The sequence below is a fragment of the Kitasatospora sp. NPDC058444 genome (assembly GCF_042721415.1).
Classification (GTDB): Bacteria; Actinomycetota; Actinomycetes; order Streptomycetales; family Streptomycetaceae; genus Kitasatospora.
Window position 1 is genome coordinate 143,307 of record NZ_JBHXLL010000015.1, and the last position, 24,000, is coordinate 167,306.

The following is a 24,000-nucleotide window of genomic DNA, read 5'->3' on the forward strand; positions in this document are numbered from 1 at the left end:
CCACCGGAGCCCCCGAGGCGTGGCGGACCCCGCCCCTCGGGGGCTCCGCGCGCGGCGTACCCCGGGGGGCCTGCCGGGCGGTGCCGGACAACGCGAAAGGGACCCTGGTGGCCAGGGTCCCTTTTCGCGTCCTCCCGCTCGGGGCGGGAGCGAGGTGTCAGGCGCTCTTGCGGGTGTCCCGCGGGTGCACCGCGAGGTTCATCCCACCGGAGCGGAGCACGGCCAGCCGTTCGGCCAGCACCTCCTCCAGCTCCTCACGCGTACGGCGCTCCATCAGCATGTCCCAATGGGTGCGCGTCGGCTTGGTCTTCTTCTCCTCCGGCTCGTCACCGTCGAGAAGCACCGCCTCCTGGCCGCAGAAGCGGCATTCCCAGGTCGCGGGGATCTCCGCCTCGACCGAGAAAGGAACCTCGAAACGGTGTCCGTTCTGACATGCGTACTCGACGGTCTGGCGGGGAGCCAGATCGATACCACGGTCGGTCTCGTAGCTAGTGGCCCCGAGTCGCGTGCCGCGGAGAGCTCGCTCGCTCATGAATCGTGCCTCCCGGGCTTATGGCCCACAGGACTAGTGGTCGCTGTTCTTCGTCGTTCGGTCAACGCTCGGCTTCCGACGAAGATTCCCGTCCGGGGACATGCGTCGTCTGTAGTGCCGCCCCTGTTTGTACCCACCTGCGCCCGATTTGTCACATCTGGCCGGTGATATCACCCCAGGTGTCACCTATTTCACATCTGGTGATCGTGCGGACTTTCCGTGACGAGCGTACCGGGACGGGATTCGGGGCCGGGCGCCGACCCCTGCCGGGGAGCCTCCGGACCGTCCGGGAAAACCGGCCCGGAGGCTCCCCGGCCCCGCCGTCAGGAGATCGGGCGTGAACGGATCATCGGCTCGCCCTTGGCCAGGTCGACCGGACGGGCCGGCGCGTCCTGGTCGGCCGCGGGCACCACCGGCGGGTGGTCCGGGCGGGGCGGAACGGCGGCCGCCGCCCCGGTGCGGGTGTCCCGGTGCGGCAGCAGGGCGATCACCGCCTCCCGCAGCGGGGCCGGGGCCTCGTCGTCCAGCGGATCGACGGTGGCGGGCACCTGGAGCCGGACCGGGGCGCCGTTGCCGATCCGAGCGTAGCCGCGTCCGATCGGGGCGTGGGCGGCGGGCACGATGTCCAGCGGCGCGCCGAGCGCCTCGCGCCCCTCGTCCGGGCCGGCCGGGCCGAGCACCACGCGGGCCCGGGTGGTGGCCCGGACGGTGGGGGTGATCCGGTCCCGGGCCTCCAGGTCGTCGGCGATCACCACGGTGACCCGGGCGGCCCGGCCGTGCCGCAGCGGGAGCTCCAGCAGGTCCTGCGGGTCGGGGCGGCCCTCGGCCCGGGCGAGTTCGCTCAGCTCGGTCGGGTGGTCCAGCAGCAGCCACAGCGGCCGGGTGACGTCCTCGGGCGGGGCGGTTCCGGCGTGCCGGGCGGCGTTGAGCGCGCCGAGCCGGCGCTCGGTCTCGCCGACAGCCCAGTCCAGGGCGGCCAGCGCGCCGTGCAGGCTGGTCTCCACGGTGTGCACGCCGGGCCGGTTCACCAGGCAGGCGTGCTCGCCGGTGCCCGCGCCGTCGACCACCACCAGGTCGGCGTACGGGAGGGCCTGGAGCGCGACCGAGCGCAGCAGGCTGGAGGTGCCGTGGCCGGTGACGCCGAGCGCCAGCAGGTGCGGCTCGGAGGAGCGCGGGCCGGTGCGCCAGACCACCGGCGGCTGCTGGACGACGGCGCCGCTCCGGGTGACCGGGATGGTCCTCGCGGTGCCGTCCTCGTCGGTGAAGCCCAGCACGATCTCGCCGGGGGCCGCCACGAAGCGCTGGGCGGCGATGTCGGTGGGCAGCGGGGCGAGCGCGGTGATCCGCAGCCGGTTGGACTCCTCGTCCCAGTCGAAGCGGTACTCGCGGGCCCGGCCGGCCTTGCCCTGGATCACCTGCTCGATCCGGGCCCGGGAGGCCGGCTCGGTGTCGGTGAAGTAGGCGGGGTAGGTCATCTCCAGCCGGGAGAGCCGGCCCTCGCCGTCGAAGTCCCACGCGCGGAAGGCGTCCTTGTGGCTGCCCTCGAAGTGGTAGAGCGGGTTGGCGTCCTCGGGGCCGCACAGGTACGGGGTGAGCGCCGCGTAGAGGGCGGCGAGCTTGACGTCGGCGACGTCCGGGGCGGGCGGCGCGGGCGCCGTCCTGGGGGCCCGGCCGGCCCAGGCGGCGCTGGCCATCAGGGCGATCAGGGCGAACAGCAGGCCGTGCGGCAGCAGGTAGACGCCGATCAGCAGGGCGGCGGTCAGGAACAGCGTCGGCCCGCGGCGGTCCTTCGGGGTGGCCTGCCAGCGGGACTTGGCCCAGTCGACGTGGTGGCGCAGGCCGCGGCTGATCACGGAGAGCGGGGCGAACATGTCGGAGGCGTGGTCCCCGGCGGTCCGGGCGATCGCGCGGCCCTTGGTGAGGTGGCGGTGGAGCGGCATTCCTTGACTCCCCGGGCGGTGGGACGGGTGGGGTGGCGCGGGTGGGAACGACGGGGCCCGGGGCGGTGGGATCCGCGCCCGGGCCGGTACGGGGGAGAGCCGGGTGCGGTCAGAACCTGATGCCGCTGAGCAGGCTGGCGAGGCTCGCGCCGCCCGCGGTGATGCTCGGTGCGATCGAGGAGCCCGCGATGTAGAAGCCGAAGAGGGCGCAGACGATGGCGTGGGAGACCTTTAGTCCGTCCCGGCGGAAGAAGAGAAAGCCGATGGTGCCGAACAGGACGATGCCGGAAATCGAGAGGATCACGTTCCGCTCCTCAGGAAGGGGGACAAGCGGGGGTGTTACGTAAAGTGCACTCATCGTGACAAAAAGTAATAGATGATGGAACGGTGCAAATGGGTGGTTCTGCCGTCAATACCGTTCCGACCGCCGGACGGCGGTATGCGAACCGGCCGGGGTGGGGGCCGGGCGCGGAGGGGATTCGATGTGTCGAGGCATTCCCGGGCGGGGGGCGGGAAGTTTCCGGGGGGTCCGGGAAGTTCGCTCCAATGGCTGCGCAACACGCGCGGCCGCGTGTCGTGGCGGGCGCGGGCCGTCATCCGGATTCCGGACGCCCGCTGGTCCGCCGCGGCACCGGCCGCTACCGTGCCCTGGGCGCAGCCCGAGACCGACCGACCACCCGACCGGAAAGGCCGCCCTCCGATGACCGACGCCGCCAGCCAGCAGCCCGCCGACGCCCCCGACGCCGACGTGGTCGCGCTCGCCGGGAAGCTCTTCGACGCCGCCCGCGCCGGGGAGACCGAGACCCTCTCCGCCTACCTGGCCGCCGGCGCCCCGGCCGACCTCACCAACGGCCGCGGCGACAGCCTGGTCATGCTCGCCGCCTACCACGGCCACGCCGCCACCGTGGCGGAGCTGCTGCGGCACGGCGCCGACCCGAACCGCGTCAACGACCACGGGCAGACCCCGCTGGCGGGCGCCGTCTTCAAGGGCGCCACCGACGTGCTCGACGTCCTGCTGGCCGGCGGCGCCGACCCGCGGGCCGGTGCCCCGAGCGCCGTGGACACCGCCCGGATGTTCGGCAAGGAGGACCTGGTCGCCCGGTTCGAGGTCGGCTGAGCCGGGACCGTAGGCTTTTCCGTCATGAGCACCAGCACCGTCCCGGCCGGCGGAACCGTCGAGTTCCGCGTCACCGGCTACGCCCACCCCGACGCCCAGCTCCTGTCGGCGGAGGTGCAGCAGGAGTACGTGCGCCGCTACGGCGGGCCGGACGACACGGTCCTGCGCCCCGAGGACTTCGAGGCGCCGGCCGGCCTGTTCATGATCGCCTACCTGGACGGCCGTCCGGTCGCCTGCGGCGGCTGGCGGGCCAAGCAGGCCGGCCCGAGCGGCCTGCGCGACGGCGACGCCGAGCTGAAGCGGATGTTCGTGATACCCGCGGCCCGCGGCCGGGGCCTGGCCAGGGCGGTGCTGGGCCGCCTGGAGCGGACCGCGATCGAGGCCGGGCGGACCCGCTTCATCCTGGAGACCGGCACCGAGCAGCCCGAGGCCATCGCGCTGTACACGTCCGAGGGCTACGCCGCGATCCGGAAGTTCGGCATCTACAAGGACCACGAGCAGAGCATCTGCCTCGGCAAGGAGTTGACTCCGGCGGTCTGAGCGGCCGCCGCGCGGGGAAGGCTCCCGTCGGCCCGAGAGGGGGACGGATGAGCCACCGAGCACCTGGAGCCAGCGCGCCGGACGCACAGGCCGTACAGGATGCGCCGGTCGCGCCCGGAGCCGACCGGCTCCCCGCCCTGGCCGCGCCCGGTGGGGAGCTGGACCGGCTGGTCCGGGACGGCGCGCACACCGTCGGGGCGGGCGCCGTCTGGGCCGTCGGCGACGCCGGCGGCACGCTCGGCGGCGGCGGCCACGGCGTGCTCGGCCAGGGGCGGTACGCGCGGCTGAGGCCCGGACCGGACACGCTGTACGACCTCGCCAGCCTCACCAAGGTCGTCGCGCTCTGGCCCTGCGCCGGAGTGCTGCGGCAGTCCGGGCGGCTCCCGCTGGACGAGCCGCTCGGCGGCTGGTGGACGCCGGCCGCCGGACATCCCGCCGGAGCGGTGACGGTCCGTCAACTCCTCACCCACACCGCGGGGATGCTCCCGTACACCCGCTTCGAGCGGCTCTACGGGCGCGACCTCGCGGCGATCCGGGCCGGGGTCCTCGCCGCCCCGCTGCACCGCCCGCCGGGCACGGCCGTCGAGTACACCGACCGCGCCGCCGTGCTGCTCACCTACCTGGTCGAGGACCTCGGCGGCGCGCCGCTGGACGAGCTCGCCGCACGCTGGGTCTGGCGGCCGCTCGGCATGACCGACACGCGCTACGGCCCGCTCGACGCCGCGCTCCTCGCCCGCACCGCGCCCACCGAGTACGACGAGGGCGCCGGCGCCCACCTGTGCGGCGTCGTCCACGACCCCTCCGCCCGGCTGCTCGGCGGGGTCTCCGGCAACGCCGGGGCCTTCTCCACCGCCCGCGACCTCGCCCGCTTCCTCACCGCGCTGCTCGCCCCGCCGTCCGGGCCGCCCTGGGGCGAGCCGTGGATCGGGGAATCGCTGCGCGAGCACACCGGCGGCCTCGCCCCCGCCCGCGGACTGTCCTGGCTCCACGCCCCCGGCACCGAACCGGCCGAGGGCACCTTCGTCCACTACGGCTTCACCGGCACCGGCTTCTGGCTCAACCGCGGACTCGGCCGCTGGGCCCTGCTGCTCACCAACAAGGTGCACTACGACCGGGGGATCCAGCAGCTCACCGACCTGCGCAACGCCTTCCGGCGGGCCGTGTTCGGGTAGCCGCCCCCGTCGGCACTCATTCGGGTGGATTAGCCGCGAACCGCCGCTTCCGGGGCCGGAATCGCGGCAGAGTGACCACGGGGACAGGCACCCGGCGGAGGAGGCGCGATGACGGACACCTGGGCACTCTCGGAGGAGGAGTGGCTCGCCGCCATGGTGCGCGCCTACGTCGGGTGCAGCGTGCTGCTCACCGACGAAGCGGGCAAGGTCCTGCTGCTGAAGGCCAGTTACCGCGACCAGTGGCAGTTCCCCGGCGGCGGGATGGACCCGGGGGAGGGGCCCGCCGAGTGCGCGGCCCGCGAACTGCTCGAGGAGACCGGGCTGTTGGCCGGTCCGCTGCGACTGCTCGTGGTGGAGTGGCGCGACGCGATCCCCGACCAGGGCGAACACGCCCACCCCGCCGTGCAGTTCATGTTCGACGGCGGGACGGTCGCACCGGGGGCGGTGGTCCGGGCGCAGGTCGAGGAGATCGCCGACCACGGCTACTTCACCCCGGCCCGGGCGGCCGTCCTGCTGCAGCCCGGTGCGGCGCGCCGGCTCACCGCGGCCCTGGAGGCCCGGCGGACCGGCGCCGCCGCCCTGCTGCACTCGGACGGGTACGTGGGGTGACGCGAGATCAGAGGAGCGTGCTCCAGTAGTACCAGAACCGGTTGAGGACCAGCAGCCCGATCACCGCGGCCCACAGCACCGGCAGCGCCCAGTGGTAGCGCGACGCCTCCCGGACGACCGCCGCCGCCCGCGGGCCCACCGGGATCACGCCGGTGCGCAGGTTGTGCAGCGTCGTGTACCAGAACAGCACCACCACCGTGGCCCACACCACCATGCAGTACGGGCACAGCGCGCCGATGTCGTACAGCGCCTGGTAGATCAGCCAGTGCGCGAACACCACGCCCAGCGCGGTGCCCGCGTTCAGGCCCAGCCAGAACCAGCGCCGGTAGGCGGCACCGGCGAGCAGGCCCGCGCCGATCGCCGCCAGCGCGCCGAAGGCGGCCAGGCCGAGCAGCGGGTTCGGGAAGCCGAAGACCTCCGCCTGCTCGGTGCGCATCACCGAGCCGCAGCTGATCACCGGGTTGATGTTGCAGCTGGGGACGTAGGAGGGGTTCTCCAGGATGCGGAGCTTGTCGAAGGTCAGGACGGCCGAGGCGGCCAGCCCGACCAGCCCGCCGAGGAACAGCAGGAGGGCGTGGGCCCGGCTCGCGCCGACCGGGGCCCGGCCGGCGTCGTCGGGGGCGGAGCGGGACAGGTGCATCGTTGCGGCGGACATGGCAGCACACTCCGGTGGCTGGCTGGGAGGAGCCGGCCCGGCCGGGAGTTCGGCCGGGCCGGGTGGTGCCGTGCGGTGCGGGGGAGCGGGCGCGGAGCGCGGGGCGCCTACTGGAGGCCGGCGGCCTGCTTCACCTGCGCGGTGAACTGCTCGGCCGGGACGACGGCGTTGCCGGCGAACAGCGGGATCTGCTTGCCGTCCACCTTGACGGTCGGAGTGCCGGTCACCCCGCTGTCGTTGAAGGCGTCGGAGACCTTGGCCGCCCACGGGGCGTAGGTCTTGTCGGTCACCGCCTTCACGAAGGCGTCCGTCTTCAGGCCGGGCACCTGGCCGGCCAGGTCCAGGATGTGGTTGACGTCGCCGAAAGCGTCCTCGCGCTCGTCCGGCTGGTTGGCGTACAGCACGTCGTGGAACGCCTTGAACTTGTCCACGCCCTCGTTCAGGGCGGCGCCGGCGGCGGCCAGCGCGGTGCGCGAGCCCTTGCCGCCGAGGTTCTTGTCCAGGAACGCCGCCAGGTGGAACTCCACCTTGATCCGGCCGTCCTCGGTGAGCTTCCTGACGGTCTCGCCGTTGGCCGCCTCGAAGTGCTTGCACACCGGGCAGCGGAAGTCCTCGTAGATCGCCATGGTGTGCGGGGCGTCGGCCTTGCCGTAGGTGATCACCGTGCCGTCCGGGCCGGAGGCGTTGGCGGGCACCACCAGCGTCGCCGCACCGGCGGCGGAGGACTTGTCGTTCTTGTCGGAGGCCGAGTTGATCGCGACGGCGACGCCGCCCGCGAGGGCCAGCACGGCGACCGCGGAAACCGTCACGACGATCCGCTGACGGCGCTTGGCGGCCTGCTGCTCCCGGCGCTTCGCCTCCTGCATCCGCTCACGGGCGGTGATGCGCTTGGCCTGCTGCTTGCTGGGGGCCTGAGCCATGGGGAAGTCAACTCCTGTACGCGGCGCGCGGGTGCGCGCGGGAAGCCGCAGGGGGTGCGGCGGGGTCGGTGAACGCGGGAGTCGTGCGCACTGCCTGCGGGCGTACCGGGGCCGTCCGGCCGGGTACGTACGAGGTGATCGGAGAGGGTCGGCGATCAGCAGGCAGGCGCGAGGGCGGGCGGGCCGCGGCGGGGCGCCGGGCTCAGCACCACGTCCTCGCGGCGCGGCCGGGCGCGGTCCGACACCGGCAGCGGCACCCGCAGCACCGGACGGACCGGAGTCGGGAGCAGCAGGACGACCAGGGCGTGCAGCGGGCCGGCCAGCGACTCGCGCAGTGCGCACAGCGCCCGGGCCAGGCCGGACAGGGCGGCATCGCCCATCCGCAGCCAGGCCGAGGCGGCCAGGGCGATCACCAGGTGCACCAGCAGGAGCAGCAGCTGGGTCGCGGCGGGGGCCAACTGCCCGGCGTGGCCCAGCAGCGAGCCGTCCACCGAACCGCCGCCACAGACCAGCAGGTTCACCCCGCGGGCGGGCACCTGACCCGTCAGCACCGGCGAACAGCCGGCCTGGCCCAGGTTGAACGTCGTGTTGAGCAGCAGCTCCACCGGCACCATCACGCCGGAGATGTGCAGCAGCCGCCGCTCCCCGCCGGCCAGGACGGCCGCGACCAGGAAGACGACGGCACCGGCCGAGGCCACCAGCGACAGCGGCAGCGGGCGGCCCGTGATGACGACCTGGCCCAGGGCGGCCATCGGCACGGCGAGCGCGGTGAACACCGCGGCCCGCAGGGCCCTGGTCGCATGGGAGGAGGTCGTCACGCTCCGGAGTATGTCATGGCGCTCGCCTCCGGGACGAGGGCCCGTAGGTCCCTGGTGCGGCTGACGCGCGCTCAGTAGCCTGCGAGGTTCCTCTCCGGACCGCCCCGCCGGGTCGCCCGCAGGGGTGCCGCGGGTCGACAGCGGCCGAACCCGGATTAGCCTGGAAGGCGTTCCCGCTGACCCGACGAGGGGGCGAGCGTCCATGGCGAAACCCGAGACCACGGTGGGGCAGGTGCTGCTCGCCAGGATCGAGGCGCAGGCGGCGGAACTGGCCGGCCTGGACGACGCCGTCCGGGCGGACGAGCCGGACGCCGTGCACCGGATGCGGGTCGCCTGCCGACGGCTGCGCAGCGCCCTGCGGACCTTCCGGCGGCTGTTCACCCCCGGCGCCACCGACCAGCTGGTCGCCGAGCTGCGCTGGCTGGCCGCCGCCCTCGGTGGGGCCCGGGACCGCGAGGTGCTGGCCGAACGGCTGGCCGCCGAAGCCCGCGAGCTGCCCGCCGAGTGCGGGCCGCAGCGGGTCGCCGGCGCGCTGGAGCGGTGGGGCGCGGCCGAGTACCGGCAGATCTGGCCCGAGGTGGTCGCCGCCCTCGACAGTCCCCGCCGCCGGGCGCTCGGCGACGCCCTCGCCGTCCTCCTCGCCGACCCGCCGCTGCGCCCCCGCGCCGGCCGCAGCGCCGTCCCGGAGCTCTCCCGGATCGCCGCCCGCGAGCAGCACCGCACCGCCGAGCGCGTCCGCACGGCCCTCGCCGCCGCCCCCGGGGAGCGGAACGTCGCCCTGCACGAGGCCCGCAAGGCGGCCAAGCGCGCCCGCTACGCCGGGGAGACCGCCGCCCCGGCGGTCGGCGGACGGGCCGAGCGCTACGCCCGGCGGATGAAGGCCGTCCAGGACGTGCTGGGCGAGCACCAGGACGCCGTGGTCGCCGCGAGCACCCTGGCCGAGCACGCGGCGGGCGGCGGCGAGCCGTTCGGCTACGGCGTCCTGTACGGGCGGCAGCTGGCCACCGAGGAGGCCGCCCGGCGACGGCTGCCGGAGGTCTGGCGGCGGGCGGGGAAGAAGAAGCTCGCCCGCTTCGGGTAGCGGTCGCGGCGCGCGGCTAGTGCGGGTGGAGCCCCGCCGAGCGGGCCGCCTCGCGCAGCAGGTCCCGGAGCATCGCGGTGGTCAGCCGGCCGGTGTTCGTGTTGCGCGGGCTCACGTGGTAGCAGCCGTACATCCGCAGGTCCGGTCCGCCGTCGCGGGCCGGGAAGACGGCCCGGGCGGCGTGGCCGAAGGCGGGGCGGGGGCGGGGGACCTGCCAGCCGGCGTCCGCGATCACCGGCAGCATCGCCTGCCAGGCGAAGCCGCCGAGGGCGACGACGGTGCGCACGGTGGGGCGCATCAGCTCCAGCTCCCGGGTGATCCAGGGCCGGCAGGTGTCGCGTTCGGCCGTGCTGGGCTTGTTGTCCGGCGGGGCGCAGCGGACCGGGTCGGTGATCCGGACGCCGAACAGCTCCAGGCCGTCGCCGTGGCGCACGGACTCGGCGCGGTTGGCGAGCCCGAGCTCGTACAGGGCGGCGTAGAGCAGGTCGCCGGAGGGGTCGCCGGTGAAGATCCGGCCGGTGCGGTTGGCGCCGTGGGCGGCCGGGGCGAGGCCGACCAGGACGAGCGGGGCGTCCGGCGGCCCGAAGCCGGGGATCGGGCGGGCCCAGTAGTCCCAGTCCTGGTAGGCGCGGCGCTTGGTCCGGGCGGTCTCCTCGCGCCACTCCACCAGGCGCGGGCAGGCCCGGCAGCCGGTGACGATGCGGTCCAGCACGGGGAGCGCGCCGGCCCGGACGGCGGCCTCGGCGGGATGGCGGGGGTCCTCGGGGTCACCGGCGGGGTCGTCGGCAGGGTCGTCGGCAGGGTCGTCGGCGGGGGAGGAGGACGCGGCCACGGTCGGCATGGCCAAGATCCTAGGGGCTCCGGCACGTTCGCTCCGGATGGACAGGGGCGCTGGAACGTTCGTTCCGGCGCGGACCGGGCAGGCGTAGCGTGGAATCAGTTGCTCCGGCGGTCCCCGGCCGGTCAGGGTCGGCGGAGGCCGGACGCGCCGGTGTGCGCGCAGGCCGCGAGGAGGCCGCCATGATCGTCGATGCGGTGCTGGGGGCCCTCGGCGCACTCGCCGGGCTGGGGGCGATCTGGGCGAGCCTGAGCATCAGGGTCGTCCAGCAGTTCCAGAAGGGCGTGGTCTTCCGCTTCGGGAAGGTGCGCGACGAGGTGCGCGATCCCGGGCTGGTGGCCCTGCTGCCGATCGCGGACCGGCTGCGCAAGGTGAACGTGCAGATCGTGACGATGCCGATCCCGGCGCAGGAGGGCATCACCCGGGACAACGTGACCGTGCGGGTGGACGCGGTGGTCTACTTCCGGGTGGAGGACCCGGTGAAGGCCACCGTCAACGTGCAGGACTACAACTTCGCGATCTCCCAGGTCGCGCAGACCTCGCTGCGCTCGATCATCGGCAAGAGCGAGCTGGACGACCTGCTGGCCAACCGGGAACCGATCAACCAGGGGCTGGAGTTGATGATCGACAGCCCGGCGCTGGGCTGGGGCATCGAGATCGACCGGGTGGAGATCAAGGACGTCGCGCTGCCGGAGTCGATGAAGCGCTCGATCGCCCGGCAGGCCGAGGCCGAGCGGGAGCGGCGGGCCCGGATCATCACGGCGGACGGCGAGTACCAGGCCTCGGAGCGGTTGTCGGAGGCCGCGGCGGTGATGAGCGCGACCCCGACCGCGCTCCAACTGCGCCTGCTGCAGACCGTGGTGGAGGTCGCCGCGGAGAAGAACTCGACGCTGGTGCTGCCCTTCCCGGTGGAGCTGCTGCGCTTCCTGGACAGTGCGACGGAGGTCCAGCAGCGGAACCTGCTGACGGCCGCCGCGGTCGCGGCCGGGGCGAAGGTCGCGGAGGAGGCGGTGGAGAGCGGCGAGGTCTCCGAGGAGGAACTCGAACCGGAGCTGCCCCGGCACGAACTCCAGCCCCTGGACGATCTGTTGGATAAGTCGCCGGTGGGCCGTCCGGACTCGCCGGACGGACGGGGCGAGCAGGGCGACCGGGCCGAGCGGGGCGCCCGTACGGGCCCGGACGGGGACGGCTGAGCGCCCCGGCCCCGGTGGCGTCGGCCATCGGCCCGGACCACGATGGACGAGGGGAAGGGAAGCCAGGTCAGGAGGCGGACCATGACCAGAGCCAGCGACATCATGCACCCGGGCGCGGAGTGCATCCGCGAGCACGAGACGCTCGCGGCCGCCGCCCGGATCATGCGGGATCGCCATGTGGGCGCCCTGCCCATCTGCGGGCCGGGCGACAGACTGCTGGGGATCGTGACCGACCGCGACATCGTGCTGCGCTGCGTCGCCGAGGGCCGTGACCCGGCGTCGGTGACGGCGGGCGAGCTGGCGCAGGGGCGGCCGATGACGGTGGAGGCGGACGAGGACTGCGAACAGGTGCTGAGGGTGATGGAGCAGTACCAGGTGCGCCGGCTGCCGGTGATCAACCACCCCGAGCACAAGCTGGTCGGCATGATCAGCGAGGCGGACATCGCGCGCGGCATGCCGCAGGCGCGGGTCGCCGAGTTCGTCTCGGCGGTCTGCGCGGAGGAGGCGCCCGCGGGGGCCGCCCAGGGCTGACACCGCCGTGCGCACGCGGACCGCGGCCCCGGCCCGATGACGGGCGGGGCCGCGGCCCCGGCCGGGCCCGGTCAGGCGGCCGGGGCGGTGGGGCCGTGCGCCTCCGTCGAGAGCTCCGCCCACTCCTCCCAGGTGGCGAGCCGGTCGGCGTAGACCTGCCGCAGCATCGGGTGGCCCTGGGCGCCGAGGAACACCCGCAGCGGCGGCCGCTCGGCGTCGACGATCCGCAGCAGCGCCCGTCCGGCGGCGGCCGGGTCGCCGACGTCGAGCGCCTCGGCCTGGGCGGCGAAGGCCTCGCGCAGCCCGTCGTACCGCGGGTCGGCCGCGGCGTGCACGGCGGAGGCGATCGCGTCGGTGGCGTAGCTGCCGGGCTCCACCACGGTGACCTGCACGCCGAACCCGGCGACCTCCTGGGCGAGCGCCTCGCTCAGGCCCTCCAGCGCCCACTTGGAGGCGCAGTACCCGCCGCCTAGCGGGAACGCGGCGACGCCGGCGACCGAGGAGATCTGGACGATGTGCCCGGATCCCTGGGCGCGCAGCAGCGGCAGCGCGGCCTGGATGACCCGCAGCGGGCCGAACAGGTTGGTGTCCAGCTGGTCGCGCAGCTGCCGCTCGGAGAGTTCCTCGACGGCCCCGGACAGGCCGTAGCCGGCGTTGTTGACGACGACGTCGAGCCGGCCGAAGTGCTGGTGGGCCCGTAGGACGGCGCGGTGCACGGCCGCCCGGTCGGCGACGTCCAGCGGGAGCGGGAGCACCGCGTCCCCGTGGGCGGCGACCAGTGCGGCGAGCTGCCCGGTGTCCCGGGCGGTCGCGGCCACCCGGTCGCCGCGGGACAGGGCCGCCTCGACGAAGGCGCGGCCGAGACCGCGGGACGAACCGGTGACGAACCAGACCTTGCTCATGCGTTCCGCTCCACTCTGTCCGATGACCTGGTGGCATGTAGACACCGTGGGGCGTGCGGATGTGACATCCGGGCGCGGAATCCGGGGGCCTGGCGGGTCAGCCCAGGGCGTAGACGGCGGTGGCGTGGGCGGCGGGCTCCCCCACACCCCTGGTGCCCGCGGTGCCGTCGGCGCCTTCGGTGTCCTCGGTGTCCTCGGGGACGAGTGTGATGTCGAGGAAGGCGATCCGGCGGCCGAGCTTGGTGATCCGGGCGTGCACCAGGACGTCCCGGGCGAGGACCGCGCGCTGGAAGGTGGTGGACTGCTGGACGGTGGTCATCGGGCCGAACCCGCCGCGGGCCGCCGAGAGGGCGATCACGCAGGCCGTGTCGGCGGCGGCCATCAGCGCCTGGCCGGACAGCGCTCCGCCCTCGCGGGCGAGCCGGTCGGACCAGGGCAGCCGCAGGACGGCGTGGTGCTCGTCGGCCTCGACGGTCGACAGGCCCAGGTCCTGCACCCAGGGCGCGAAGTGGTCGGCCAGGATCCGGTCCGCCTCGGCGGTGGTGAGGGTCATCGCGCCATTGTGCCGGGGGTGTCGGCGCGGTGTCAGGAGGCCGGAGCGGCCAGGGTGTCGAGGTGCCGGCGCAGCACCGCGCGCAGCTCGTCCGGTCCGACCAGGCCGGGGTGCTGGACGGCCTGGAGGGTGAGGCCGTCCAGCAGGGCGGAGAGCCGGCGGGTCTCGACGTCGAGGTCGAGGCCGGGGGCCAGGGCACCGGCCCGCTCGGACTCGGTGAGGACGCGTCGGACCAGGTCGTCGAGTCCGGCCTGCATCTCGGCGGCGCGGGGCCGCAGGTCGGGCCGGGTCCGGGCAGCGGTGACGAAGGAGAGCCAGAGCGCGGACTCCTCCCGGCGCTCGGCGTCCAGCGGGAGGGTCTCGGCGAGCAGCCGGACGGTCCGTTCGCGCCGGTCGGTGCCGGCGGCGGCCGGGTCGAGCAGGACGGCGGCGTGGACCCGGACGCGGGCCTCGATCCGGTGGGCCAGCTCGCCCATCGCGAAGATCATCAGCTCCGAGCCGCCGGCGAAGTAGTGCCGGACCGAGCCGACGGCCAGTCCGGCCTCCTCGGCGACGTTGCGCAGGGAGGCGTGCTCCAGCCCTTCCCGGGCCGCGACGCGCAGGACGGCGTCGGCGACGGCCTGGCGGCGCTCGGCGGGATCGACGATCTTCGGCATGTTGCCGTTATAGCACGGGCGAGCTAAATTGCTGATTTAGCACGGTTGAGCTACAAAAATTGGGGGAGCGGGAATGAACGGCTGGGTGCAGGCGGGGCTGATCGCCGCGGTGGTCGTGGCGGTGGTGATCCGGCGGCTGAGGGGTGAGCCGCTCAACGCCCGGGACCTCTTCGCGCCGCCGGTGATCCTCACCGGCCTCGGTGTCTGGGCGCTCGCCCGGCGGCACGGCCTCGGCGCGGCCGACTACGGCTGGATCGCGGCGGGTGCCGCGCTCGGCGTCGCCCTGGGGGCGGCACGCGGCGCCACCATCCGGGTCTACGAGCGGGAGGGCGTGCTGTGGCAGCGCTACACCGGGCGGACCTTCCTGGTCGCGGCGCTCTCGCTCGCCGTGATGGCCGGCTTCGCCGCGCTCGCCGGGCACTTCGGCCTGGCAGCGGACGCCCGCCCGGCCCAGCTGTCGATCGGTCTGGGCTTCCTGGGCGAGGCCCTGGTGGTGGGCGGTCGCGGGCTCGCGTCGGGCACTCCGTTCGCGCCCGAGCGGCGGGCTTCGAGCCCCTTGGATCGACTCCATCGGTAACTTAGGTTGTCACTAGCGGTCTTGGTAACTAGAGTTGTCGCCATGACGATCGTGGAGATCACCCATGAGGAACGGGCCGAGCTGGCCAAGGCCCTTCTCGATGCCCTCGGCCCGCTCGCCGCCGCCGTGCGCGCCCGCGCGACCGGTCTGCCCGCGGAGCGGATGTGGAACGCCGAGCCCGTCGAGGTCGCCCTCTCCGTGCTGTCCGCCTGGAAGCTGGTGGACGCCGAGGTCAAGCGGCTCACCGAGGGCGCGGCCGCCACCGCGGGCTCCTACGGCGCCAGCTACGAACAGCTCGGTGCCGCGTGGGGCATCACCCGGCAGGGCGCCCGGAAGAAGTGGCCGGAGGCCGTCAGCCGTCCGGCGGCGGGGTCCGGATCGCTTCGACTGTTCGGCGGAACGGTCGAGTTGACCGAGGACGCGGCCGCCGGCGGCTGGCGCTGGACGGCCACCGGCGCCGACGGCACGACCGGCGGGTCGGCCACCGGCCACCGGTCCCGGGAGGAGGCCGCGGCGCACGCCGGGGCCTTCCTCGCGGCGCACACCCGGGCCACGCCCTAGTCACTCCTCGTCGCGCAGCTCCCGGGCGATCAGCTCCGCCAGGTGCAGGGCCCGCCGCCCGTCGGCGAGTTGGGCGATCTGGGTGCGGCAGCTGAAACCGTCCGCGAGCAGCACCGTCTGCGGCCCGGCGGCCCGGACCTCGGGCAGCAGCACCCGCTCCGCGATGGCCTCGGACACCTCGAAGTGGCCCCGCGCGAAGCCGAAGTCGCCCGCCAGGCCGCAGCAGCCGGCGTCCAGGACCCGGTTGTTCAGGCCGAGTCGGGCCTCCACCCGGCGGTCGGCGGCACTGCCGAGCACCGCGTGCTGGTGGCAGTGGGTCTGGGTGAGGGCGTCCAGCCGGATCCGGGGGAGCGGGGCGTCCGGGGTGTACTCGTCGAGGAACTCGGCGAAGGTGCGGGTGCGGTCGGCGAGCGGGCGGCCCTGCGCGCCGAGCAGCCGGGGCAGGTCCTCGCGCAGGGTCGCGGTGCAGCTGGGGTCCAGGCCGACCACGGGGGTGTCGGCCGGGACCCCGTCCGCCGCCGGACCGGCCGCCGTCAGCGCCCGCAGGCTGCGCCGCAACACCCGGCGGGCGGTGCCGAGTTGGCCGGTGGAGTACCAGGTGAGGCCGCAGCAGACCGGGCCCGAGGGCAGCCGGACGTCGAAGCCCAGGTGCTCCAGCACCTCGACGGCCGAGCGCAGCACGTTCGGCTGGAGGTGGTCGGAGAAGGTGTCCGGCCACAGCAGCACCGGCCGGGCGCCCGCCGGGGCCGGGTGGGCGGCGCGGTGCCGCCGGTACCAGGCGGTGAAGGTCTCGGGCGGGAAGACGGGCAGCACCCGGCGCGGATCGATCCCGGCGAGCCGCTTGAGCAGGCCGCCGGCCCGGGAGCGGGCGAGCGTGTTGGCCGCCCCGGGGGCGAGCGCGACGGCCCGCAGCCAGAGCGGCAGCCAGCCCATCGAGTAGTGCGCGAGCGGGCGCGGCCGGTGCCGGTAGTGCTGGTGCAGGAACTCGGACTTGTAGGTCGCCATGTCGACGTGGACCGGGCAGTCGCTCGCGCAGCCCTTGCAGCTCAGGCAGAGGTCCAGCGCCTCCCGGACCTCCTCCGAGCGCCAGCCGTCCGCGACGGCGTCCCCGCGCAGCATCTCGGCGAGCAGCCGGGCCCGCCCCCGGGTGGAGTGCCGCTCCTCGCCGGTGGCCAGGTAGCTCGGGCACATCACCCCGCTGCCCGGGGCCACGCACTTGGCGACGCCCACGCAGCGGTGCACCGCCGTGACCAGGCTGCCGCCGTCCTGCTCGTGCGGGAGGGCCAGCGGCAGCGCGCGGCGCGGGGCGGTGACGAAGCGCAGGTCGGCGTCGAGCGGGCGGGGATCGACCAGGGCGCCCGGGTTGAGCAGGTTCTCCGGATCCCAGATCCGCTTGAACTCGCCGAACAGGCCGATGACTTCGGGCGGGTACATGCGCGGCAACAGCTCGGCCCGGGCCTGTCCGTCGCCGTGCTCGCCGGAGAGCGAACCGCCGTACGAGACCGCCAGATCGGCCGCCTGCTCCAGGAACTCCCGGAAGACCAGCACCCCTTGGGGCTCGTCCAGCGGGAAGTCGATCCGCAGGTGCACGCAGCCGTCGCCGAAGTGCCCGTACGGGACGCCGTGCAGGCTGTGCCGGCGCAGCAGGGGGCGCAGGTCCCGCAGGTAGTCGCCGAGCCGCTCGGGCGGGACGGCGGAGTCCTCCCAGCCGGGCCAGGCCTCGCCGCCCCCGGGCAGCCGGGTGACGATTCCCGCGCCGGCCTCCCGGACGGCCCACAACTGGCGCTGCTCGACCGGGTCGGTGACCAGGGCGACGGTGGCCGAGCGCTCGCGGCGCACCGCGTCGCCCAGCCGGCGGGCGGCCTGGTAGGCGGCCAGCGGGGTGTCGCCGCCGGTCTCCAGGAACAGCCAGCACTCGCCGGCGGGCAGCCGGTCGAGGGCGGGCGGGCGCGGACCGGCGGCGAGCAGCGCGGCGATCAGGTCGGCCGCCATGCCCTCGGCGGTCAGCGGGCCGTACGGCAGCAGCGCCGGGACGGCGTCGGCGGCGGCGCCCTCGTCGGGGTAGCCGGCCACCACCAGGGCCCGCGCGGGCGGGTCCTCGACCAGGCGGACGGTGGCGCCGAGCAGCAGGGCGCAGGTGCCCTCGGTGCCGGTGAGCGCCCGGGCCAGGTCGTGGCCGTGCTCGGGCAGCAGCGCGTCCAGCGGGTAGCCGGAGGTGCGGCGGGGCAGCTGGGGCATGCCCTGCCGGATGAGGGCGAGGTTGCGGTCGGTGAACTCCTGCAGGTCGGTGTGGAGCCGGCCGGTCCGTCCAGGGCGCGCGGCGAGCGCGGCACGCTCCGCGGGGGTGAGCCGCCCGCCGACGGTCAGCTCGGTGCCGTCCGCGAGCAGCAGCTCCAGCCGCTCGACGTTGTCGGCGGTGCGGCCCCAGGCGAGCGAGTGCGAGCCGCAGGAGTCGTTGCCGATCATGCCGCCGAGGGTGCAGCGGCTGTGCGTGGACGGGTCGGGGCCGAAGCGCAGCCCGTACGGCCGGGCGGCGCGCTGGAGGTCGTCCAGCACGGTGCCGGGCTGGACGCGTGCGGTGCGGGCCTGCGGGTCGAGCTCCAGCACCGAGCCGAGGTGGCGGCGGAAGTCCAGCACCACCGCCCCCGGGCCGATCGCCTGCCCGCCGATGCTGGTCCCGGCCCCGCGCGCCACCACCGGCACCCGGTACTCGCGGCAGAGCGCCATCGCGGTGCGCACGTCGTCGAGGTCGGCGGGCTTGACCACGCCCAGCGGCAACTGCCGGTAGTTGGAGGCGTCCTGGCTGTAGACGGTGCGTTCGGCGGCGCCGAAGCGGACCTCGCCGCGCAGCACGGCGGCCAGCTCACGGGCCAACTCGGCCCCGGGGACGGCGGACGGACGGCTCACCAGGGACCTCCCAGGAGTACGGCTCCGCCGATGATCGCAGCCGCACCGCCGCACCGGTACCGGGCACGACGGGAGGACCGGGGCGCGGGAGTGCCGTGTAGCCCGAACGGGCCACAGCCCGCCCGCCGGGGCCCGGCTACTTCCGCCCGGTGAGCGTGCCGCGGGCGATGTGGGAGAGCTTGGCCACCTCGAAGGCCGGGTAGGCGCCGCCGGCCAGCAGCGAGAACTTGATTCCCTCGCGGCCGCCCGGACGGCGGTGCCCGGGCGGCTGGAAGCGGCGGTGGTGCTCGGCGGCGCGGTGGAAGAACTGCGGGCGCTCGGCGCGGGTGACGCAGCCGGCCAGGTCGAAGACGAACAGGTAGTGCCGGATCATCCGGACGAACAGCGCCTCGCGCACCGCGTACAGGTGCGGCTGCTCCTCCAGCAGCGCGAAGCTGCGCTCGTACTGCTCGAACAGGTCGAAGACGCTGCTGCCCGGGCCGCCCGCGGGGTGGACGGTCTCCCGGCGGCGCAGCTGGACGCACTCGCGGGCCAGCACGGCGGCCTTGCGGGCGCCGAGCAGCGCGGCGTGCGCGACGGAGACCTCCTCGTAGCGGCCGGGCGGGAAGGCCAGGCCCAGCTCGGCCCAGTGGCCGCGGCGGATGAGCCGGTCCCAGATCAGCGGCGGCGCGCCGAACAGGGCGGGCCGGTCGAAGGGCGCGAACGGTTCGGGGCCGGCCTCGGCGAGCAGGGCCTCGGCTCCGCCCGGCCAGTCCCGGTCCTGGTGTCGGCGGGAGTGGCCGAACAGCAGCACGTCCACCGGCCCGGTCTGCTGGAGCCGGTCGGCGAGCGTCCGCAGCGCGTCCCGGGGCAGCAGGTGGTCGGCGTCCAGGAACAGCAGGTACTCGCCGCTCGCCCGCGCCGCGCCCGCGTTGCGGCTCGCCCCGACCCCGACCGCCGCGGCCAGGTGCAGCACCGACACCCGCGGGTGCCGGGCCGCGTACGCGTCGGCGAGCCCCCCGGCCGTCTCGGGGGACCGGTCGGCGACGACGATCACCTCGACGTCGGCCAGGGACTGCGCGAGCAGCGAGTCCAGGCAGTCGGCGAGCTGTTCGTGCCGGTCGTAGGCGGGGAGCACGACGCTGATCAGGGGTGAGGGCATGACGCCGGAGCGTAAGAGGGCCTGCGGACCGTCGCAAAGGCCTGACGGTCCGTAATTCCGCGCAATCGGTGGCAAACCGTACGAGTGCGCGCCATATCTTCACGTCGCCTTCCGGACGTGCACACGCCCGTCCCGACCTGCGGCGATGCGCGCCGGGGCCCGCGACGCGGGGTGCGTCGCGGGCCCCGGGGCGGTGGAACGGGTCCGGCTCAGTACCAGTGGTGGGTCTGCCAGAACGACCAGGCGGCGCAGGGGCTGCCGTAGCGGGTGTTCATGTAGTTCAGGCCCCACTTGATCTGGGTGGCCGGGTTGGTGCGCCAGTCGGCGCCCGCCGAGGCCATCTTGGAACCGGGCAGGGCCTGGACGAGGCCGTAGGCGCCGGAGGAGGCGTTGACCGCGAGCGGGTTCCAACTGCTCTCGCGGAACACGATGTTGCTGAAGCACTGGAGCTGGCCGGCCGGGACGATCTGCGCGGCGATCTGCTGCGGGGTGCCGGTGTAGGCGGCCGGGGCGCTGTTGAGGTCCTGGCGCTCCTGGGAGCGGGAGGCGGCGGCCGCGGCGTCCGCCTTGGCCTTGGCGTCCGCCTGGGCCTGCGCCTCGGCCTGGGCCTGGGCGGCGGCGTCCGCGGCGGCCTTGGCCTGGGCCTCCTGGGCCTCCTGGGCGGCCTGTTCGGCGGCGGCAGCGGCAGCGGTGTCGGCCTGGCCCTGGTCGGCGACCGGCTCGCCGTCCACCGAGACGGCGGCCACGGGGGCGGCCGCGGTGGTGTTCCCGGCCTGCGGGATGGCGAGGGCGGCAGTGGCGGCGCTCGCGACCACGAGGGTGGTGACGCCGGTGATCAGGGAGTTGCGGCGGGCATGGCTGAGCTGCATGGGGCGGGCGATCCTTCTCCGTCGGGGGCCGTGCCGGTGGCACCGGGGGCGGGGCATCGCACGGGCTCCGGGTGGGAGGGGCTCGTGCGGCCGCCCTGGACGGCCGTGGCGCCCCGGCGGAAGCGGCGGGGCGGGCGGGCTGCGTGGCGGCGGTGGTCGGCTGCGCTGCCTGGCGACGGGCCATTCTTGGCAGGGCCGAGGACGGGTGGCAAAGGCGTTCGCTACTACGCGGGATCGTGGCCGTGGGGCGGCCGCGGCGGGCCCCGGCGATGGGTTTGGTGGGATTTGTCCGTATTGCGCACCCGAGGTCGAGGCCGGGGCGAGGCGACGGATCGCAAGGGCGGAAGGCGCGGTGGCCTGTGTTCTTCAGGTGAAGCACGGCCGCGGGCAGTGCGGCCGGGGCGCCTCGGCGGGCCCGGGGAAGGCGCTCCGCGGCGCCCGTCCACTATCGGGGATCGTGGATGGCGATCCCCCTGTGGGCGGGCTCACACGTCGACGGGTGTGATGTCGGCGCAGCGTGACCGGGCGGTGACGGCCTCACGGAGTCGCGTACGGATTCCCCGGGACGGGCCGCGCGGTGGCGGTGGGCGCCGTGGTGGGCCCGGCGGTGGGCGCGGCGGTCGGCCAGGCGGCGGGGGCCTCGGGGGCCGGGACCTCCTCCTTCTCGTCCTCCTGGGCGGGCGGGACGAGGTCGCGGGCCAGCAGGGTGGCGCCGGCGACGGCCCCCGGCATGGCGAGCACGGTGACCAGCGGCACCAGGAAGGCCAGCACCAGCGGTGTGCCGAAGCCCAGCGCCAGCCCGAGCCGGGCGCGCAGCAGCCGGATCCGCTCCGGCTGCGGCACCTGGCGGCGCTGCAGGGCGACGGCCGTCAGTTCGACGGTCAGGAAGAAGCCGGACACCAGGAAGCCGAGCGCCGGGACGACCGTCTGCCCGATCACCGGGATGAATCCGCAGGCGAACAGCACCACGCCGAAGGCGGCCACCCGCACCAGCACGTACACGCTGTCGCGCACCGCGATCAGCAGCTCCAGCCAGACCGGGATCTCCGGCGGGGTGGGCGCACCGCCCTCGGTCCTGTCGACCTCGGCGGCGAGCGCCTCGTAGAAGGGCTGCCCCACCAGCAGGGTGACGGCGGTGAAGGTGAGCAGGGAGAACAGCAGGCCGCCGCCGAAGACGATCGCCGCGAGCGCGTCGCGCAGCAGGCCCCGCCAGGGGGAGGACCAGTCGTCGGCGAACGGGGTCGCCCAGTCCGCGAGGTCCACGGACCAGGCGCCGAGGAAGGCGAGCGCCACGACGTAGCCGGCCAGGGCGATCAGGGCGGGCAGCATCCCGAAGCCCCACCAGCGGCCGTGCCGGCCCACCCACTTCTGGCCCTGGACCAGGTACTTCATCCCCACCGCAAGATCTCGCATGGGCGATCACCCTAGGGCCTCCGTGCCCGGAACCCCGCATTGCCGTGTTCCTGCCAGTTTCGACCGGCAAGGACGGACCCCTCCTGCCGCGCCGCCCGCCGGGCCACTCTCGGTCTTCCCCCACCTGCAAGGAGGACCTGATGAAGCGTCAACTCGGCAGATTCATGAGCCTGCTGGCCGGCCTGGTGCTCGGCGTCGGCGTGCTCGCGCTGCCCGCCGCCGCCTCGCCCGCGCCCTCGCCGAGCGTGGTCGGCGGCACGCGGGCGACCCAGGGCGAGTTCCCGTTCGTGGTGCGGCTCTCGATGGGCTGCGGCGGCGCGTTCTACACCTCGCAGATCGTGCTCACCGCCGCCCACTGCGTCGACGGCACCGGCCCCAACAGCAGCATCACCGTCACCGCGGGAGCGGTCGACCTGAACAGCGGCAGCGCGATCAAGGTCCGCTCCTCGTACGTCTACCAGTCACCCGCCTTCACCGGCGCCGAGGACGGCGACGACTGGGCGCTGATCAAGCTGGCCTCGCCGGTGAGCAGCAGCCTGGTCACCACCCTGCCGATCGCCACCTCCACCGCCAACGACTCGGGCACCTTCACCATCATGGGGTGGGGCGCCGCGCGCGAGGGCGGCGGCCAGCAGCGGTACCTGCTCAAGGCCGGCGTGCCGTTCGTCGACGACGCCACCTGCGCCCGCGCCTACCCGGGCCTGAACGCCGCCGGCTCGCTCTGCGCGGGCTACGTCGCCCAGGGCGGCGTCGACACCTGCCAGGGTGACTCCGGCGGCCCGATGGTCCGCAAGGACGCGGCGGGCCGCTGGGTCCAGGTGGGCATCGTCAGCTGGGGCAACGGCTGCGCCCGCGCGGGCTACCCGGGCGTCTACACCCAGGTGAGCACCTACGCGGCCGACATCGCGGCGGCGGCGGCCGGGCTCTGATCCGAGCCGGCAGGGCCGACTGAACCGACCCGGCAGGGCCGACTGAAACCGACCCGGCAGGGCCGGCCACCACTCCCGCAGGTGGTGGCCGGTCCTGCCGTTCCGCGTGCGGTGAACCGGGCACCGCCGGGCCCGGGCCGTCACCCGCGCCGCCCCGGGCCGTCACCCGCGCAGCCACGCCTCGGCCCGCCGCCGCTCGCGGGCGATGCGGCCGGTGGCGTCCGGCGGCAGCCGGGCGAGCAGGGCGACGGCGGCATCGGCGTGGCCGGCGAGGGCGTGGGCGCCGGCGAGCCGGGCGGTGACCAGGGCGTGGTCGCGCGGGTGGGCGGCCGGGTCGAGGAGCCGCAGGGCCTCCGCCAGCCGGGCCGCCGCGGTGCGGGCGTGGGCGGTGCGGCCGGCGTGCAGGGCGAGGTCCCGCCGGCAGGTGCCGTGGGCGACGGCCAGCACCAGCTCGGCGCGGGCCGTCCAGGACGTCGGCGTGCCGGAGCGCCGTGCGGTGTCGGTCAGCCGCCGGGCGTCCTCCAGCGCCCGGCGGACCTGTGGCGCCCGGCCGGCCAGTGCGTGGGCGTGCGCCTGGGCGACGGCGGCCCAGGCCCGGAGCCCCGGCAGGGCGGGGGCGGTGGTCCGGGCGGCCTCGGCCAGGGCGAGTGCGGTGGAGGGGTCGCCGTGCCACCAGTACAGGGTGCTCTGCCGGACGAGCAGGGCGGCCGTGGTGGCCCGGTCGCCGGTCGCGCGTGCCCACTCCAGTCCGGTGGCGTACCAGCTGAGGGCGCGGGCGTGGCGGTCGCCCTCGAAGTGGGCCCAGCCGGCGAGCTCGGCGTACTGGGCGGCGAGCGCACGGTCGGCCCCGCGCGAAGGGCCGGCGGCCTGCGAAGGGCCGGCGGCGAGGTCCTCGCGGAGGTCGGGACGCCGCCCGCCGAGCAGGGTGTGGGCGTGGTGCTCCAGGACGGCGGCCAGCTCCTCGCCGCCGATCCGGCCCGCGGCGGCGCGGTAGACGGCGAGCAGGTGGGTGAGCACCTCGACGGTGGCGGCGTCGGGCGGGGCGGCGCGGGCGGTGAGCGGCGGCCGGGTGGCGGCGCGTTCGCCGAGCTGTTCGCGTTCCCGCTGGGCGGTCCGCCAGAGTTCCGCCAACTCGCCGTCGGCGAGCAGGAGTTCGTCGGCCCGGGCGGGCATTCCCGGCGGCGGCCAGCGGCGGGCGTTCTCCACCCGGCTGATCAGTGAGTCGTGGTAGCCGAGCAGCCGGCCGAACTCGGCCTGGCTGAGGCCGCGGGTCTCGCGCCAGTGGCGCAGCCGACGGCCGAAGCGAAGGCGCGCGGCCTCGGCTTCCGCGCGGGGCGGGGGCGGTGGGGGCGGCGTGGGGGCAGGTGGGGGCGGCACGGGGTCTCCCGGAGGGGGCGGGGGAGTGCTCGTGGGGGAGCGTCAAGCCCTGGTATCCCCATTGACGTGCCTTGGTCAAACGAGGGGGTTGCCCGGCCCGGGAACGGCGCCGGGCCCGGGAGCCTCCACAACGGCTCCCGGGCCCGGCGTTCCCGCGCGGGTCGGGCGG

At 75.2% G+C, this 24,000-nt stretch carries 25 protein-coding genes; 10 read left to right on the forward strand and 15 right to left on the reverse strand.

What is annotated here, in order from left to right; translation table 11 throughout:
* Positions 1–157: 157 nt before the first annotated feature.
* From ACFWP2_RS18215 to ACFWP2_RS18225, 3 genes are all read right to left on the reverse strand, one after another.
* Positions 158–532: an RNA polymerase-binding protein RbpA gene (locus ACFWP2_RS18215; RefSeq protein ID WP_360339357.1), complete on the reverse strand. Its 375-nt coding sequence runs from the start codon at positions 530–532 to the stop codon at positions 158–160.
* 323 nt (positions 533–855) lie between these two features.
* Positions 856–2,472 (reverse strand): hypothetical protein, encoded by a 1,617-nt coding sequence (locus tag ACFWP2_RS18220; protein ID WP_380452369.1) that lies wholly within the window; start codon positions 2,470–2,472, stop codon positions 856–858.
* A 109-nt stretch (positions 2,473–2,581) separates the two neighbouring features.
* Entirely contained in the window at positions 2,582–2,776 is a 195-nt protein-coding gene (locus ACFWP2_RS18225; protein ID WP_360339363.1) for a hypothetical protein, read from the reverse strand.
* Between the two features lie 396 nt (positions 2,777–3,172).
* Between ACFWP2_RS18225 and ACFWP2_RS18230 the strand changes: the two genes are divergently transcribed.
* The 4 genes from ACFWP2_RS18230 to ACFWP2_RS18245 all read left to right on the forward strand — a co-directional run bounded on the left by ACFWP2_RS18230 (position 3,173) and on the right by ACFWP2_RS18245 (position 5,910).
* A complete protein-coding gene (locus ACFWP2_RS18230; protein WP_380452372.1) occupies positions 3,173–3,589 on the forward strand; it encodes an ankyrin repeat domain-containing protein in 417 nt (138 codons plus the stop codon).
* 24 nt (positions 3,590–3,613) lie between these two features.
* Positions 3,614–4,129: a GNAT family N-acetyltransferase gene (locus ACFWP2_RS18235; RefSeq protein ID WP_380452374.1), complete on the forward strand. Its 516-nt coding sequence runs from the start codon at positions 3,614–3,616 to the stop codon at positions 4,127–4,129.
* A 47-nt stretch (positions 4,130–4,176) separates the two neighbouring features.
* Positions 4,177–5,301 (forward strand): serine hydrolase domain-containing protein, encoded by a 1,125-nt coding sequence (locus ACFWP2_RS18240; protein ID WP_380452376.1) that lies wholly within the window; start codon positions 4,177–4,179, stop codon positions 5,299–5,301.
* Between the two features lie 108 nt (positions 5,302–5,409).
* A complete protein-coding gene (locus ACFWP2_RS18245) occupies positions 5,410–5,910 on the forward strand; it encodes an NUDIX domain-containing protein (RefSeq protein ID WP_380452378.1) in 501 nt (166 codons plus the stop codon).
* Positions 5,911–5,917: 7 nt separating this feature from the next.
* Here the strand turns inward: ACFWP2_RS18245 and ACFWP2_RS18250 are convergent, their stop codons facing one another.
* The 3 genes from ACFWP2_RS18250 to ACFWP2_RS18260 form a co-directional block, all read right to left on the reverse strand.
* Positions 5,918–6,565, reverse strand: coding sequence for a vitamin K epoxide reductase family protein (locus tag ACFWP2_RS18250; protein WP_380452380.1), 648 nt, complete (start codon positions 6,563–6,565; stop codon positions 5,918–5,920).
* A 107-nt stretch (positions 6,566–6,672) separates the two neighbouring features.
* Positions 6,673–7,485 (reverse strand): thioredoxin domain-containing protein, encoded by an 813-nt coding sequence (locus tag ACFWP2_RS18255; protein WP_380452382.1) that lies wholly within the window; start codon positions 7,483–7,485, stop codon positions 6,673–6,675.
* 155 nt (positions 7,486–7,640) lie between these two features.
* Entirely contained in the window at positions 7,641–8,303 is a 663-nt protein-coding gene (locus ACFWP2_RS18260) for a hypothetical protein (RefSeq protein ID WP_380452384.1), read from the reverse strand.
* A gap of 202 nt (positions 8,304–8,505) precedes the next feature.
* On the opposite strand from ACFWP2_RS18260, the gene ACFWP2_RS18265 reads away from it, so the two are divergent.
* Positions 8,506–9,384 carry a CHAD domain-containing protein gene (locus ACFWP2_RS18265; protein ID WP_380452386.1) on the forward strand — a complete coding sequence of 293 codons (879 nt, stop codon included), beginning with the start codon at positions 8,506–8,508 and terminating at the stop codon, positions 9,382–9,384.
* A gap of 16 nt (positions 9,385–9,400) precedes the next feature.
* Here the strand turns inward: ACFWP2_RS18265 and ACFWP2_RS18270 are convergent, their stop codons facing one another.
* Positions 9,401–10,225, reverse strand: coding sequence for a uracil-DNA glycosylase (locus ACFWP2_RS18270; protein ID WP_380452388.1), 825 nt, complete (start codon positions 10,223–10,225; stop codon positions 9,401–9,403).
* A 179-nt stretch (positions 10,226–10,404) separates the two neighbouring features.
* Between ACFWP2_RS18270 and ACFWP2_RS18275 the strand changes: the two genes are divergently transcribed.
* On the forward strand, positions 10,405–11,415 hold the full coding sequence (locus ACFWP2_RS18275; protein WP_380452390.1) for a slipin family protein: 1,011 nt from the start codon (positions 10,405–10,407) through the stop codon (positions 11,413–11,415).
* 81 nt (positions 11,416–11,496) lie between these two features.
* On the forward strand, positions 11,497–11,946 hold the full coding sequence (locus ACFWP2_RS18280; RefSeq protein WP_380452392.1) for a CBS domain-containing protein: 450 nt from the start codon (positions 11,497–11,499) through the stop codon (positions 11,944–11,946).
* Between the two features lie 71 nt (positions 11,947–12,017).
* On the opposite strand, the gene ACFWP2_RS18285 is transcribed toward ACFWP2_RS18280, so the two are convergent.
* The 3 genes from ACFWP2_RS18285 to ACFWP2_RS18295 form a co-directional block, all read right to left on the reverse strand.
* Complete coding sequence (locus ACFWP2_RS18285; protein WP_380452394.1) at positions 12,018–12,848, reverse strand: SDR family NAD(P)-dependent oxidoreductase; 831 nt, start codon at positions 12,846–12,848, stop codon at positions 12,018–12,020.
* Positions 12,849–12,945: 97 nt separating this feature from the next.
* Complete coding sequence (locus ACFWP2_RS18290) at positions 12,946–13,401, reverse strand: PaaI family thioesterase (RefSeq protein ID WP_380452396.1); 456 nt, start codon at positions 13,399–13,401, stop codon at positions 12,946–12,948.
* Between the two features lie 32 nt (positions 13,402–13,433).
* Positions 13,434–14,057, reverse strand: coding sequence for a TetR/AcrR family transcriptional regulator (locus ACFWP2_RS18295; RefSeq protein WP_380452398.1), 624 nt, complete (start codon positions 14,055–14,057; stop codon positions 13,434–13,436).
* Positions 14,058–14,130: 73 nt separating this feature from the next.
* On the opposite strand from ACFWP2_RS18295, the gene ACFWP2_RS18300 reads away from it, so the two are divergent.
* Positions 14,131–14,634, forward strand: coding sequence for a DUF1453 domain-containing protein (locus ACFWP2_RS18300; protein ID WP_380452400.1), 504 nt, complete (start codon positions 14,131–14,133; stop codon positions 14,632–14,634).
* A 42-nt stretch (positions 14,635–14,676) separates the two neighbouring features.
* The gene (locus ACFWP2_RS18305; RefSeq protein WP_380452402.1) at positions 14,677–15,195 is read left to right on the forward strand and encodes a hypothetical protein; all 519 of its coding nucleotides are present in this window, start codon (positions 14,677–14,679) and stop codon (positions 15,193–15,195) included.
* On the opposite strand, the gene ACFWP2_RS18310 is transcribed toward ACFWP2_RS18305, so the two are convergent.
* From ACFWP2_RS18310 to ACFWP2_RS18325, 4 genes are all read right to left on the reverse strand, one after another.
* Positions 15,196–18,102 (reverse strand): FAD-binding and (Fe-S)-binding domain-containing protein, encoded by a 2,907-nt coding sequence (locus tag ACFWP2_RS18310; RefSeq protein ID WP_380452404.1) that lies wholly within the window; start codon positions 18,100–18,102, stop codon positions 15,196–15,198. It lies immediately after the preceding gene.
* A 136-nt stretch (positions 18,103–18,238) separates the two neighbouring features.
* On the reverse strand, positions 18,239–19,243 hold the full coding sequence (locus tag ACFWP2_RS18315) for a glycosyltransferase family 2 protein (protein ID WP_380452406.1): 1,005 nt from the start codon (positions 19,241–19,243) through the stop codon (positions 18,239–18,241).
* A gap of 209 nt (positions 19,244–19,452) precedes the next feature.
* Positions 19,453–20,112 (reverse strand): transglycosylase SLT domain-containing protein, encoded by a 660-nt coding sequence (locus ACFWP2_RS18320; RefSeq protein WP_380452408.1) that lies wholly within the window; start codon positions 20,110–20,112, stop codon positions 19,453–19,455.
* Positions 20,113–20,649: 537 nt separating this feature from the next.
* Positions 20,650–21,525 (reverse strand): EI24 domain-containing protein, encoded by an 876-nt coding sequence (locus ACFWP2_RS18325; RefSeq protein ID WP_380452410.1) that lies wholly within the window; start codon positions 21,523–21,525, stop codon positions 20,650–20,652.
* Positions 21,526–21,665: 140 nt separating this feature from the next.
* On the opposite strand from ACFWP2_RS18325, the gene ACFWP2_RS18330 reads away from it, so the two are divergent.
* Entirely contained in the window at positions 21,666–22,454 is a 789-nt protein-coding gene (locus ACFWP2_RS18330; RefSeq protein ID WP_380452412.1) for a S1 family peptidase, read from the forward strand.
* 162 nt (positions 22,455–22,616) lie between these two features.
* Here the strand turns inward: ACFWP2_RS18330 and ACFWP2_RS18335 are convergent, their stop codons facing one another.
* Complete coding sequence (locus tag ACFWP2_RS18335; RefSeq protein ID WP_380452414.1) at positions 22,617–23,831, reverse strand: helix-turn-helix domain-containing protein; 1,215 nt, start codon at positions 23,829–23,831, stop codon at positions 22,617–22,619.
* Positions 23,832–24,000: the final 169 nt, after the last annotated feature.

Bases quoted from the DNA above. Each gene is read 5' to 3' on its own strand.
- ACFWP2_RS18215 (WP_360339357.1), bottom strand. From the start codon at position 532: ATGAGCGAGCGAGCTCTCCGCGGCACGCGACTCGGGGCCACTAGCTAC.
- ACFWP2_RS18220 (WP_380452369.1), bottom strand. From the start codon at position 2,472: ATGCCGCTCCACCGCCACCTCACCAAGGGCCGCGCGATCGCCCGGACC.
- ACFWP2_RS18230 (WP_380452372.1), top strand. From the start codon at position 3,173: ATGACCGACGCCGCCAGCCAGCAGCCCGCCGACGCCCCCGACGCCGAC.
- ACFWP2_RS18235 (WP_380452374.1), top strand. From the start codon at position 3,614: ATGAGCACCAGCACCGTCCCGGCCGGCGGAACCGTCGAGTTCCGCGTC.
- ACFWP2_RS18240 (WP_380452376.1), top strand. From the start codon at position 4,177: ATGAGCCACCGAGCACCTGGAGCCAGCGCGCCGGACGCACAGGCCGTA.
- ACFWP2_RS18245 (WP_380452378.1), top strand. From the start codon at position 5,410: ATGACGGACACCTGGGCACTCTCGGAGGAGGAGTGGCTCGCCGCCATG.
- ACFWP2_RS18250 (WP_380452380.1), bottom strand. From the start codon at position 6,565: ATGTCCGCCGCAACGATGCACCTGTCCCGCTCCGCCCCCGACGACGCC.
- ACFWP2_RS18255 (WP_380452382.1), bottom strand. From the start codon at position 7,485: ATGGCTCAGGCCCCCAGCAAGCAGCAGGCCAAGCGCATCACCGCCCGT.
- ACFWP2_RS18265 (WP_380452386.1), top strand. From the start codon at position 8,506: ATGGCGAAACCCGAGACCACGGTGGGGCAGGTGCTGCTCGCCAGGATC.
- ACFWP2_RS18270 (WP_380452388.1), bottom strand. From the start codon at position 10,225: ATGCCGACCGTGGCCGCGTCCTCCTCCCCCGCCGACGACCCTGCCGAC.
- ACFWP2_RS18275 (WP_380452390.1), top strand. From the start codon at position 10,405: ATGATCGTCGATGCGGTGCTGGGGGCCCTCGGCGCACTCGCCGGGCTG.
- ACFWP2_RS18280 (WP_380452392.1), top strand. From the start codon at position 11,497: ATGACCAGAGCCAGCGACATCATGCACCCGGGCGCGGAGTGCATCCGC.
- ACFWP2_RS18285 (WP_380452394.1), bottom strand. From the start codon at position 12,848: ATGAGCAAGGTCTGGTTCGTCACCGGTTCGTCCCGCGGTCTCGGCCGC.
- ACFWP2_RS18290 (WP_380452396.1), bottom strand. From the start codon at position 13,401: ATGACCCTCACCACCGCCGAGGCGGACCGGATCCTGGCCGACCACTTC.
- ACFWP2_RS18295 (WP_380452398.1), bottom strand. From the start codon at position 14,057: ATGCCGAAGATCGTCGATCCCGCCGAGCGCCGCCAGGCCGTCGCCGAC.
- ACFWP2_RS18300 (WP_380452400.1), top strand. From the start codon at position 14,131: ATGAACGGCTGGGTGCAGGCGGGGCTGATCGCCGCGGTGGTCGTGGCG.
- ACFWP2_RS18305 (WP_380452402.1), top strand. From the start codon at position 14,677: ATGACGATCGTGGAGATCACCCATGAGGAACGGGCCGAGCTGGCCAAG.
- ACFWP2_RS18315 (WP_380452406.1), bottom strand. From the start codon at position 19,243: ATGCCCTCACCCCTGATCAGCGTCGTGCTCCCCGCCTACGACCGGCAC.
- ACFWP2_RS18320 (WP_380452408.1), bottom strand. From the start codon at position 20,112: ATGCAGCTCAGCCATGCCCGCCGCAACTCCCTGATCACCGGCGTCACC.
- ACFWP2_RS18325 (WP_380452410.1), bottom strand. From the start codon at position 21,525: ATGCGAGATCTTGCGGTGGGGATGAAGTACCTGGTCCAGGGCCAGAAG.
- ACFWP2_RS18330 (WP_380452412.1), top strand. From the start codon at position 21,666: ATGAAGCGTCAACTCGGCAGATTCATGAGCCTGCTGGCCGGCCTGGTG.